At 62.4% G+C, this 12,290-nt stretch carries 11 protein-coding genes; 7 read left to right on the top strand and 4 right to left on the bottom strand.

The window, feature by feature from the left end; genetic code table 11:
• Positions 1–105: 105 nt before the first annotated feature.
• Entirely contained in the window at positions 106–1,560 is a 1,455-nt protein-coding gene (gene thiI, locus EL191_RS21825; RefSeq protein ID WP_041980224.1) for a tRNA uracil 4-sulfurtransferase ThiI, read from the bottom strand.
• 329 nt (positions 1,561–1,889) lie between these two features.
• Between thiI and glnA the strand changes: the two genes are divergently transcribed.
• The 5 genes from glnA (at position 1,890) to ntrC (ending at position 7,462) form a co-directional block, all read left to right on the top strand.
• Positions 1,890–3,296: a glutamate--ammonia ligase gene (glnA, locus tag EL191_RS21830; protein ID WP_013717510.1), complete on the top strand. Its 1,407-nt coding sequence runs from the start codon at positions 1,890–1,892 to the stop codon at positions 3,294–3,296.
• Positions 3,297–3,573: 277 nt separating this feature from the next.
• Positions 3,574–4,137 carry a DUF4124 domain-containing protein gene (locus tag EL191_RS21835; RefSeq protein ID WP_041980226.1) on the top strand — a complete coding sequence of 188 codons (564 nt, stop codon included), beginning with the start codon at positions 3,574–3,576 and terminating at the stop codon, positions 4,135–4,137.
• Positions 4,138–4,139: 2 nt separating this feature from the next.
• Positions 4,140–4,754, top strand: coding sequence for a DUF4124 domain-containing protein (locus tag EL191_RS21840; protein WP_041980227.1), 615 nt, complete (start codon positions 4,140–4,142; stop codon positions 4,752–4,754).
• A gap of 189 nt (positions 4,755–4,943) precedes the next feature.
• Entirely contained in the window at positions 4,944–6,032 is a 1,089-nt protein-coding gene (glnL, locus tag EL191_RS21845; RefSeq protein WP_013717513.1) for a nitrogen regulation protein NR(II), read from the top strand.
• A complete protein-coding gene (ntrC, locus tag EL191_RS21850) occupies positions 6,029–7,462 on the top strand; it encodes a nitrogen regulation protein NR(I) (RefSeq protein ID WP_003463926.1) in 1,434 nt (477 codons plus the stop codon). The genes glnL and ntrC overlap by 4 nt, the downstream gene beginning before the upstream one ends.
• A 50-nt stretch (positions 7,463–7,512) precedes the next feature.
• On the opposite strand, the gene EL191_RS21855 is transcribed toward ntrC, so the two are convergent.
• Together EL191_RS21855 and EL191_RS21860 are read right to left on the bottom strand one after the other, a co-directional pair.
• On the bottom strand, positions 7,513–8,157 hold the full coding sequence (locus tag EL191_RS21855) for a DUF2076 domain-containing protein (protein WP_041980228.1): 645 nt from the start codon (positions 8,155–8,157) through the stop codon (positions 7,513–7,515).
• Positions 8,158–8,266: 109 nt separating this feature from the next.
• Complete coding sequence (locus EL191_RS21860; protein WP_013717515.1) at positions 8,267–8,665, bottom strand: NINE protein; 399 nt, start codon at positions 8,663–8,665, stop codon at positions 8,267–8,269.
• A gap of 147 nt (positions 8,666–8,812) precedes the next feature.
• Between EL191_RS21860 and EL191_RS21865 the strand changes: the two genes are divergently transcribed.
• Both EL191_RS21865 and EL191_RS21870 read left to right on the top strand, forming a co-directional pair.
• On the top strand, positions 8,813–10,024 hold the full coding sequence (locus EL191_RS21865; protein ID WP_041980230.1) for a putative DNA modification/repair radical SAM protein: 1,212 nt from the start codon (positions 8,813–8,815) through the stop codon (positions 10,022–10,024).
• Positions 10,024–10,884 carry a TIGR03915 family putative DNA repair protein gene (locus tag EL191_RS21870; protein WP_041980231.1) on the top strand — a complete coding sequence of 287 codons (861 nt, stop codon included), beginning with the start codon at positions 10,024–10,026 and terminating at the stop codon, positions 10,882–10,884. Before EL191_RS21865 ends, EL191_RS21870 begins: the two co-directional genes overlap by 1 nt.
• A gap of 234 nt (positions 10,885–11,118) precedes the next feature.
• On the opposite strand, the gene EL191_RS21875 is transcribed toward EL191_RS21870, so the two are convergent.
• Positions 11,119–12,264 (bottom strand): PilT/PilU family type 4a pilus ATPase, encoded by a 1,146-nt coding sequence (locus EL191_RS21875; RefSeq protein WP_013717518.1) that lies wholly within the window; start codon positions 12,262–12,264, stop codon positions 11,119–11,121.
• Between the last annotated feature and the right edge of the window lie 26 nt (positions 12,265–12,290).

Consider the following 12,290-nt stretch of genomic DNA (forward strand, 5'->3'; position numbering starts at 1 on the left):
CGGTGTGTCGCCCAGCCTGGACGACGAATATGAAGAAAAGGGGATCAGCGAGCTGAACGGTCGGGAGGGCGATGGCGGATACTCCCACCATTCAACCCCGGCGTCTTATGTCGGACGATAAACGCGCACATTGGCATGCCCCTCGCTCAGCAGGTGATGGGCATGCAGGCGGCTCATGACGCCCTTGTCGCAATACAGCAGGTACTGGCGGTTCTCATCCAGTTCCTTGAATTTGTTGTTCAGCGCGTAGAACGGCAGCGCCTGCACCTCGACACCCGGCACGTCGAGCGGCTCGTCTTCAGCGGCGTCGGGGTGGCGGATGTCGATGACGATCTGCCCGGCCAGCGCTTCACGCACTTCCTCGACCTGCACGTCCTTGCCCAGTTCGTCGATCACGCGGTCGATGGGCAATTGAGTCGCGCGTTCCAGGGCGCGATCGAGGATGGCCATGTCGAACTGCGCCTCCTCCTTCTCCACGCGGTAACCGCGGGCCTTGGTGGTCGGGTTGACCGAGATCACGCCGCAGTATTCGGGCATGTTCTTGGCGAACTCGGCGGTGCCGATCTGCGTGGCGGTGTCGATGATGTCCTGCTTGTGGCTGGCGATCAGCGGGCGCATCACCAGCATGTCGGTGGCCGAATCGATCACCGCCAGGTTGGTCAGGGTCTGGCTCGACACCTGGCTGATCGCCTCACCGGTGACCAGCGCCTCGATCTGCAGTTTCTCGGCGACCCGAGTAGCCGCGCGCAGCATCATGCGCTTGAGGATGACGCCCATCTGGCTGTTGTCGACCTTGCCGAGAATCTCGCCGACCACTTCCTCGAACGGCACGCTGACGAACAGCACGCGCTGCGAACGGCCGAACTTCTGCCAGATGTAATGCGCCACTTCCATTACACCCAGCTCATGGGCACGGCCACCGAGATTGAAGAAACAGAAGTGGCTGACCAGGCCGCGACGCATCATCTGGTACGCCGCGACGGTGGAGTCGAAGCCGCCGCTCATCAGTACCAGGGTCTGCTCCAGGGAGCCCAGCGGATAACCGCCCAGGCCTTCGTGGCGGTTGTGCACCACGAAGAGGCGCTGGTCGCGAATTTCCATGCGCACTTCGACTTCCGGTTTCTTCAGGTCGATACCGGCTGCACCGCACTCCTGACGCAGACGTGAACCGACATGGCGTTCGACATCGATGGAACTGAACGCGTGCTTGCCGCCACGCTTGCAACGCACGGCGAAGATCTTGCCCGGCAACTGGTCGGCGTAGTGGCGCTTGCAGTGTTCGGTGATCTCGTCCAGATCGCCCAGCGGGTACTCATTCACCTCGAGGAACAGGCCGATGCCCGGCGTGTTGCGCAGGCGTTCAGTCATCTCGGCCAGCAGCTTGGGATCGTTCAGGTCGGTCTCGACCTCAAGGTTGTCCCAGACACCCGTGACCCGCAGAGCAGGGTCAAGATCACGCAGCACGGAGCGAATGTTCTTCCCCAACTGGCGAATGAACTGCTTGCGCACCGGGCGGCTCTTGATGGTGATTTCCGGGAAAACTTTGACGATCAGCTTCATGAATAGGCCGCCCGCTTGGGGGACGAAAAAACAGGGGCGCGGATTATAGCGGAAATTGTTCAAGCTTTGACCAAAAATACTGCAACCCCAAGCTGACGCACCAAAATAGGTCTTTTCTAGAAATAGCAGCCCTTAAATGGTGCAAATATCTCCGCAAAATCGGCGCGCAGCCGGCGTAGCGCCTGAGTTTCGCGGCCTCTGCCCAATAAAGGGCACTGGCATGCAATTTGCTCCCTTGTGAGGCAGGTCGCCCTGAAGGACTATCCCGCCGGGCTTCACCGCACATATCGGGGCTCCACGAAGCGAGCCTTTTCCATCTGGAGGACAACATGTCTAAGGCTGTTCAACTGATCAAAGAACACGACGTGAAGTGGGTAGACCTGCGCTTCACCGATACCAAAGGCAAGCAGCACCACGTGACCATGCCGGCCCGTGACGCCCTGGACGAAGACTTCTTCGAGCACGGCAAGATGTTCGATGGTTCGTCCATTCACGGCTGGAAAGGCATCGAAGCCTCCGACATGATCCTGATGCCGGTCGACGAAACTTCGGTACTGGACCCGTTCACCGAAGAGCCGACCCTGATCATCGTTTGCGACATCATCGAGCCAAGCACCATGCAGGGCTACGATCGTGACCCGCGCTCCATCGCCAAGCGTGCCGAAGAGTTCCTGAAAACCACCGGCATCGGTGACACCGTATTCGTCGGCCCGGAGCCCGAGTTCTTCATCTTCGACGAAGTGAAGTTCAAGTCCGACATCTCCGGCTCGATGTTCAAGATCTACTCCGAGCAAGGCTCCTGGATGACCGATCAGGACGTGGAAGGCGGCAACAAAGGCCACCGTCCGGCCGTCAAAGGTGGTTACTTCCCGGTTCCGCCGTGCGACCACGACCACGAAATCCGTACTGCCATGTGTAATGCCATGGAAGAAATGGGCCTGGTCGTCGAAGTGCACCACCACGAAGTGGCCACTGCCGGTCAGAACGAAATCGGCGTGAAGTTCAACACCCTGGTCGCCAAGGCTGACGAAGTTCAGACCCTGAAGTACTGCGTGCACAACGTAGCCGATGCCTACGGCAAGACCGCTACCTTCATGCCGAAGCCGCTGTACGGCGACAACGGTTCGGGCATGCACGTGCACATGTCGATCTCCAAGGACGGCAAGAACACCTTCGCAGGCGAAGGCTATGCCGGTCTGTCCGAGACCGCCCTGTACTTCATCGGCGGCATCATCAAGCACGGTAAGGCCCTGAACGGCTTCACCAACCCGTCGACCAACTCCTACAAGCGTCTGGTCCCGGGCTTCGAAGCTCCGGTCATGCTGGCCTACTCGGCTCGCAACCGCAGCGCTTCGATCCGTATTCCGTACGTTTCCAGCCCGAAAGCCCGCCGTATCGAAGCGCGCTTCCCGGACCCGGCTGCCAACCCGTACCTGTGCTTCGCTGCACTGCTGATGGCCGGTCTGGACGGTATCCAGAACAAGATCCACCCGGGCGATGCCGCCGACAAGAACCTGTACGACCTGCCGCCGGAAGAAGGCAAGCTGATCCCGCAGGTGTGCGGCAGCCTGAAAGAAGCCCTGGAAGAGCTGGACAAGGGCCGCGCGTTCCTGACCAAGGGCGGCGTGTTCTCCGACGACTTCATCGATGCCTACATCGAGCTGAAATCGGAAGAAGAAATCAAGGTACGTACCTTCGTACACCCGCTGGAATACGACCTGTACTACAGCGTCTAAGCCAGTCTGCGCCGCCTCGTGCGGCGCTTTCGAAAGCCCCGCCCGGCTCTGCCTGGCGGGGCTTTTTCATTTCAGCCGTAGGCTGCACCCTCCGCACCGAGAGCCGAGGTGCTGCAGTAGATGGCTCACATAACCTCGGCGCCCCCGTCACCTTATGCAGTTCGCGCCTGCTACCCGAGCCGATTTGTAGCCAAACATCACAGCCAAGGCGCCCTGCGCTTGCCAGGAACCGATAGCAGTGCAAGGCTTAGCGCATCACCCGAGGAGGGATCGGCCCATGCGCCCATTACTCGCCTGCCTGTTGCTTGCCCTGGCCCTGCCGGCCAGCGCGCAGATATACAAATACACCGATGCGAACGGCAATACGGTCTTCACCAATCAGCCGCCGGATGGCACAGCCGCCGAGAGCGTCGAGTTGCCGCCGACCAACACGGTGGAGATGCAGACGCCCAGCCTGCCAGCGGTCGAAGACGATACTTCGGCGCAGAGCGAAGCGCCCTACTCCGTGTTGAGCCTGACCGGTATCCCGGACGACGAGGCCATGCGCGCCAACAACGGCACCTTTATCGTTGGCGTGAACATTCAGCCGCGCCTGCAACCCGGTCACCGCCTGCGCCTGATTCTCGATGGCGAACCCTATGGCCAGGCCAGCAACGTACCGAGCCTGCAACTGACCAATATCGACCGTGGCGAGCACGCGCTGGCCGTGGCGGTGATGGCAGGCGACCGTATCGTCCAGCAGAGCGCCACCGAGACCTTTACCGTGCAACGTATCAGCCTGCACAGCCCGGCACGCCAGGCACCACCTCCTCCTCGCCCAGCACCAAAGCCTGCCAAGTGAATATGCGTTCCCCACTCATCCTGCTTCTACTCGCTGCACCGCTCGCTTTCGGCCAGGTCTACACCTACATCGACGCCGAAGGTAACCGCGTATTCACCGACAAACCGCGCAGCAGCAATGCCGAGCGGGTGATGCTCGCGCCATCCAACAGCGTGGAGCTGAGCCAGCCCCCGTCCACGGTTCGCGTGACACCGCCTGCCGTCACCAAACCGACCGTGCATTACCAGGTGCTGCGCATCCTCGTGCCGGAGCCGGATGCCTCGATCCATAACGGCTCAGGGGACATGATCGTCACCCTCAACAGCGAGCCGGGCCTACTGCCCGGCCACAGCTACCGCCTGCTGCTGAACGGCGAACCCCAGGGCGAGATCAGCCGTAGCCCGGTGTTCTCCCTGCAGCACGTCGACCGCGGCACGCACCAGCTGGTGGCAGAAATCATCGACTCCGCCGGCCTGATCGTCGAGCGCACGCCGGCACAGCCCTTCCACATGCACCGCATGAGCCTGGCGCAGAAGCGCAAGGTCAACCCGTGCAAGAAAGATGAGTACGGCGTTCGCCCCGAGTGCCCGCTGAAAGACAAGCCCAAGGAAGAGGCAAGCATCCTTCCTTTCCTCTGAAAGCAGATTGCACCTTAATGGTGCAATCTGGCGCACCACCTCCTAAGCTCTCCCTGTTTTGGGTCGCTTTTCCCCGCCCGGCTTCGCCCCAGCACCACCAAAACCTGGCAGACCGCACAAATAATGCGTCTTTTCAGGGCCTTGGTTTGCTTCTTGCATTTTCCTGCTCATCGCCGGAACGCACTGCTTATGACCATCAACGACGCGCTGCACCGACTGCTACTCGACAACCTGACCACCGCCACCCTGCTGCTCAACAGCCAGCTGTGCCTTGAGTACATGAACCCGGCGGCGGAAATGCTCCTGGCCGTTAGCGGCCAGCGCAGCCATGGCCAGTTCATCAGTGACCTGTTCACCGAATCGCCCGAGGCGCTGTCGTCACTGCGCCAGGCGGTGGAGCAGGCGCATCCGTTCAACAAGCGCGAAGCCGTGCTGACCTCGGTCACCGGCCAGACGCTGACCGTGGACTACGCGGTGACGCCACTGTTCAGCAAGGGCGAAACCCTGCTGCTGCTGGAGGTGCACCCCCGTGACCGCCTGCTGCGCATCACCAAGGAAGAGGCGCAGCTGTCCAAGCAGGAAACCACCAAGTTGCTCGTCCGCGGCCTGGCCCACGAAATCAAGAATCCGCTCGGTGGCATCCGTGGCGCGGCGCAACTGCTTTCGCGCGAGTTGCCCAACGAAGACCTCAAGGACTACACCAACGTCATCATCGAAGAGGCCGACCGCCTGCGAAATCTGGTCGACCGCATGCTCGGCTCGAACAAGCTGCCATCGCTGGCGATGACCAACGTGCACGAGGTCCTGGAACGCGTCGCCAACCTGATCGAAGCGGAAAGCCAGGGCGGCATCACCCTGGTGCGCGATTACGACCCGAGCATTCCCGACCTGCTGATCGACCGCGAGCAGATGATCCAGGCCGTGCTCAATATCGTGCGCAATGCCATGCAGGCCATCTCCGGGCAGAAACATGACATGGGCCTGGGGCGCATCAGCCTGCGCACCCGCACCCTGCGCCAGTTCACCATCGGCCATACGCGCCACCGCCTAGTGGTCAAGGTCGAGATCATCGACAACGGCCCCGGCATTCCACCGGAGCTGCAGGAAACCATCTTCTACCCCATGGTCAGCGGGCGTGCCGACGGCACCGGCCTGGGCCTGGCCATCACCCAGAACATCATCAGCCAGCACCAAGGTCTGATCGAGTGCGAGAGCTATCCCGGCCACACCGTATTCTCGATCTTCCTGCCGCTGGAACAAGGAGCGCCCACGCCATGAGCCGCAGTGAAACCGTCTGGATTGTCGACGACGATCGTTCCATCCGCTGGGTCCTGGAAAAGGCCCTGCAGCAGGAAGGCATGACCACTCAGAGTTTCGACAGTGCCGACGGTGTACTCGCCCGCCTGACCCGCCAGCAGCCGGACGTGATCATCTCCGATATCCGCATGCCCGGTGCCAGCGGCCTCGATCTGCTCGCACGCATCCGCGAGCTGTACCCACGTCTGCCGGTGATCATCATGACTGCGCATTCCGACCTGGACAGCGCGGTAGCCAGCTACCAGGGCGGCGCCTTCGAATACCTGCCCAAGCCGTTCGACGTCGACGAGGCGGTGTCACTGGTCAAGCGCGCCTTCCAGCACGCCCAGGAACAACAGAGCCTGGCCGCACCCGCCGCACAGGCGCGCACGCCGGAGATCATCGGCGAAGCGCCGGCGATGCAGGAGGTGTTCCGCGCCATTGGCCGCTTGAGCCACTCCAATATCACCGTGCTGATCAATGGTGAATCCGGTACCGGCAAGGAACTGGTGGCGCACGCCTTGCATCGCCACAGCCCGCGCGCGGCAGCCCCGTTCATCGCCCTGAACATGGCGGCAATTCCCAAGGACCTGATGGAGTCCGAGCTGTTCGGCCACGAGAAAGGCGCCTTCACCGGCGCAGCCAACCAACGCCGTGGCCGCTTCGAGCAAGCTGATGGCGGCACCCTGTTCCTCGACGAGATCGGCGATATGCCGGCCGACACCCAGACCCGTCTACTGCGCGTGCTGGCCGATGGCGAGTTCTATCGCGTCGGTGGCCACACCCCAGTGAAGGTGGACGTGCGCATCATCGCAGCCACCCACCAGAACCTGGAAACCCTGGTGCAGGCCGGCAAGTTTCGTGAAGACCTGTTCCACCGCCTCAACGTCATTCGCATCCACATTCCGCGCCTGGCCGACCGCCGCGAGGACATACCGACCCTGGCCCATCACTTCCTCGCCCGAGCGGCACAGGAGCTGGCGGTGGAGCCGAAGCTGCTCAAGAGTGAAACCGAGGACTACCTCAAGCACCTGCCCTGGCCGGGCAACGTGCGCCAGTTGGAGAACACCTGCCGCTGGATCACCGTCATGGCCTCGGGTCGCGAAGTGCATGTCGATGACCTGCCGCCAGAGTTGCTGACCCAGCCGCAGGACGCCGCACCAGTGACCAACTGGGAACAGGCGCTGCGCCTGTGGGCCGACCAAGCGCTGGCGCGCGGCCAGTCAAACCTGCTCGACAGCGCCGTGCCGGCCTTCGAGCGCATCATGATCGAGACCGCCCTCAAGCACACCGCCGGCCGCCGCCGCGACGCCGCCCTGCTGCTGGGCTGGGGCCGCAACACCCTGACGCGCAAGATCAAGGAACTGGGCATGAAGGTCGACGGCGGGGATGACGACGACAGCGACGACTGAAGCCTCCAGGCGGATGACGGCAGCCCTCTCGCTGCCGTCATCCACACCGCTTAGCTGAACATGCTGTCATCGCCGTCGAAGAAATCGCTGCCATCGGAATAGCCGTCATCGGCGAAGCTGTCGCCCGATGAGCCCGCATCGAAACTACCGGGGTCTTGTTGCATGGGCGCCTCGACCACCTCGACAATCTCCGTCGGGCTGCCGTGATGGAACAGGCCGCTGAGCATCTCGGCCATCATCACCCCACCGGCCACACCGGCCGCCGTCTGCAGAGCGCCGCGCATGAAACCACCGCCCTGCCCCGGTATGGCTGCCGGCTGCGGCGGGCGTGCATCACTGGCCGCCCCCTGGGAAAACCGTGTTTGCCCCCAACCATCCGGGCGCGTGCTCGGCTGCGCTTGCGCCTCACGCGCGCCACCGCCAAACAGACCGGAAAGGAAACCGCCATTGCTGGGGCGTTGCTGCTGCACTTCGGCCAGTTGCGCTTCAAGCTCCTTGACCCGCTGATCCTGGCGCTTGAGCGCGGCCTCCTGAATCAGGATGGTCTGCGCCATGTAATAAGCTGCGGCGGGCTGACGGGCGACATGCTCGGCGATGTGCGCATCGGCCTCGGCATCACGGGCAGCACTCTGTCGCTCGGCATCGTGTAAACGCGAGAACAGGCCATCGATCAGGGTTCGCTCTTCGGAATTCATGGGTGCCTCGTTTACGGCAAGTGGCACGTCCCTGTAGGGAATTCCTCGCGAAGCAGGCGCCTCGCTCTGCGTCATTGGAGCGAAGCGTCATCAGCCAGTTCCCTGCCGATCAGCCGCGCTGGGCGTTCCGGATGGAGATTTGCGTATTGAGGGTCCAGAAGTCGTAGAGCACGCCGACCAGGAACAAGCCACCGGTCAACAGGTAGATGATCCCGGTGATCCACTTGCCCTGATACATGCGGTGCACACCGAACACGCCAAGGAAGGTCAGCAGGATCCAGGCGACGTTGTAGTCGGTATCCCCGGCGGTAAAGCGCAGGTCGGCTTCGCGATCCATCGCGGGGATCAGGAACAGGTCGATGATCCAGCCGATAAAGAACAGACCGAGAGTGAAGAACCAAATCGTCCCCGTTACCGGCTTGCCGTAATAAAAACGATGCGAACCGAGAAAGCCAAAAATCCACAGCAGGTAGCCGATCAGCTTGCTGTGCGTATCGGGTCGTTGCATGGCGAACTCCTTGAGCGTGGTGAACGTAAGACGCAGTGGGCCAAGGGAAGGTTTCATGCGCCGCGAGGCAGAGCGACACAACGAATGACTTGATAGCTGTACGAGGCCAATATACTGTATAAAAAAACAGTATCACTATCACATGCCATGCAACTGATCGAAAAACTCACCATCCTCGCCGACGCCGCCAAGTACGACGCCTCCTGCGCCAGCAGCGGTGCACCGAAGCGAAGCTCCAAGGGCAAGGATGGCATCGGCTCGACCAACGGCATGGGCATCTGCCACAGCTACACGCCGGACGGACGCTGCGTAGCCCTGCTGAAGATCCTGCTGACCAACTTCTGCCTGTACAACTGCCAGTACTGCATCAACCGCCGCTCCAGCGACGTACCACGTGCACGTTTCACCCCCGAGGAAGTGGTCACCCTGACCCTCGACTTCTACAAGCGCAACTGCATCAGCGGCCTGTTCCTCAGCTCCGGCATCATCCGTTCAGCCGACTACACCATGGAACAGTTGATCCGCGTCGCCAGGTTGCTGCGTGAGGAACATCAGTTTCGCGGCTACATCCATCTCAAGACCATTCCCGATGCCGCCCCGGAGCTTATCGCCGAAGCCGGGCTGTACGCCGACCGCCTCAGCGTCAACATCGAGCTGCCCACCGAGACCAGCCTGGTACGCCTGGCACCGGAAAAGAACGTCGGCAGCATCCACCAGGCCATGCACAGCATCCACCTCGGCGAACGCGAGGCTCAGGAAGAACGCCACGCACCACGCTTCGCCCCAGCCGGGCAAAGCACGCAGATGATCGTCGGCGCCGACGCCACCGATGACAGCACCATCCTGCACAACGCACAAAGCCTGTATCAGGACTATCGCCTGCGCCGCGTCTACTACTCGGCTTTCAGCCCCATCCCGCAAAGCCCGAAAAGCGTGCCGTTCGAGGCACCTCCGCTGCTGCGTGAGCACCGTCTGTACCAGGCCGACTTCCTCATGCGCGGCTATGGCTTCAGTGCTAGCGAACTACTGGTCGGCCCCGGCAACCTGGCGCTGGATATAGACCCCAAGCTGGCCTGGGCGCTGGCCAACCGCGAGCAATTTCCCGTCGACCTCAACCGTGCCGACGAGTCACTGATCGCCCGCGTACCGGGCATCGGCGTGCTCAGCGCACGGCGCCTGGGCGCGCTGCGGCGTGAACGGCGCATCCGTTATGAAGATCTGACCCGCCTGCGCTGCGTGCTGGAGAAGGCCAAACCCTTCATCGTCACTCAGGATTACCGGCCGCCACGGACCGAACACGAATCTGTGGTGCTGCGCCAGCAGCTACGCGACACCCCGGCACAGATGGCGTTGTGGTGATGCACAGCCTGCGCTTCGACGGCACCTTCACCACCTGGCGCCAGGCCGCACGCCGCGCTTTGCTCCAGGGCCTGGCACCCCATCAATTGCAGTGGCTGGACGAAGAGGCCGCGCCCGGCCTGTTCGATGAAGCGGCCGAGCACGAACCAGAGCCCAGCGGCCGCCTGCGCGTATCGCCCGAGTTGCTGGAGCTGTTGGAAAGTGCCGCGCAGTACCGCGGTGAGGAACGCTGGAGCCTGCTCTATCGTGTGCTCTGGCGCTTCGTGCAGGGCGAGCGCAGCGCTGTGCTGGCCGGCGATCCCGATGGCAGCGAACTGCATCGCCGACTCAAGGCGGTACGCCGCGAGGCCCATCACCTGCATGCCTTCGTGCGTTTCCAGCCGTGCCAGGCTGCAGGCGCGCCGGATTTCGTTGCCTGGTTCGAGCCGGCGCACGACATCCTGGCCTCTGCCAGCGACCACTTCGTCGAGCGCCTGGGCAAGCACAGTTGGCTGATCGCGACGCCGCGCGATGGCGTGTACTGGGATGGCCAGCGCCTGCTGCACGAGCGCCGATGCCCAGCGCAGTGGCAAGCCTGGGCGCAGCAGTCCGAGGATGCCGGCCAGGCCCTGTGGCGCGCTTACTACGGCAGCACCTTCAACCCGGCGCGGCTCAACCGCTCGGTGATGCAGCAGCATCTGCCGCTGAGATTCTGGAAGCACCTGCCGGAAGGCCCGCTGATACCGCAATTGATGAGCGAAGCGCGCGCCGGCGCTCAGCGCGATGGCCAGGCACTGGCGCTGGCTGGCAGGAAAGGCAAACGCATCACCATGGGCGCAGAGGCGACCGCAGAGCGAGCTGGGACAGAAGATCAGGCATAGCGAATCAAGCCCCCTCACAAGAGCGAAGTGGTGTGCTGCTCCGCAGCGGCCCTGCCCCGGGACACCAGGTTCATCAGCGGGGAAAGGTTGATGTGATGACTCAAGGAAAAACATCGCGGACAAGTCCGCTCCCACAAAGCAGGGTGCCTCCCTGTGGGAGCGGACTTGTCCGCAAATGTCATGGCACGATGGTGGTAAGCGGGCCCCTCTTCAGCGTAACGCCTACCGGCAGCGTCAGCGGAAGCGACGCCCCGGATCTTCCTCGCTGACCTCCAGCGCCAGGCCCTGGGCCATGCTGGTCAGGTGATCGCCATCGGTTTCAGAGCCGAGCTTGATCATCAGACGCAGATCGTTGGCCGAATCGGCGTAGAGCAGCGCATCTTCGTAGGTGATCTCACCCTGGGTATAGAGGTTGTACAAGGCCTGGTCGAAGGTCTGCATGCCCTGCTCGTTGGAGCGCTTCATCAGGCCCTTGAGCTCGTGCACCTCGCCCTTGCGGATCAGATCGGCAGCCAGCGGGGTATTGATCAGCACCTCGATCACCGCGCGACGTCCCTTGCCATCCGGGGTCGGCACCAGTTGCTGGGCGACGATGGCCTTGAGGTTGAGCGACAGATCCATCCACACCTGGTTCTGCCGGTCGGCTGGGAAGAAGTTGATGATGCGGTCCAACGCCTGGTTGGCGTTGTTGGCGTGCAGGGTGGCCAGGCACAGGTGCCCGGTTTCGGCGAAGGCCACGGCGTGATCCATGGTCTCGCGGGTCCGTACCTCGCCAATCATGATCACGTCCGGCGCCTGGCGCAGGGTGTTCTTCAGGGCGACCTCGAACGACTCGGTGTCGATACCCACTTCGCGCTGCGTGACGATGCAGCTCTGGTGCTGGTGGATGTATTCGATAGGGTCTTCGATGGAGATGATGTGGCCGCTGCTATTGCGGTTACGGTAGCCGATCATCGCCGCCAGCGAGGTGGATTTACCGGTACCGGTGGCACCGACGAACAGCACCAGTCCGCGCTTGGTCAGCGACAGTTTCTTGAGGATATCCGGCAGCTTCAGCTCATCGATGGTCGGGATGGTGGTCTCGATACGACGCAGCACCATGCCCACCAGGTTGCGCTGGTAGAAGGCGCTGACACGGAAGCGACCGATGCCACGGGCGCTGATGGCGAAGTTGCACTCGTGGTTCTCGGCGAAGTCGCGGCGCTGCGCCTCGTTCATCACACCCAGCACGGTTTCGCGGGTCATCTCCGGCGACATGGCGTTCTTGGTCACGGGCATGATCTTGCCGTTGACCTTCATCGACGGCGGCACGCCAGCGGTGATGAACAGGTCGGAACCGCCTTTTTCGACCATCAGGCGCAGTAGTTTTTCGAATTCCATCTTGGGTCTCGCCAATCAGCTGCACG

The organism is Pseudomonas mendocina, assembly GCF_900636545.1.
GTDB lineage: Bacteria > Pseudomonadota > Gammaproteobacteria > Pseudomonadales > Pseudomonadaceae > Aquipseudomonas > Aquipseudomonas mendocina.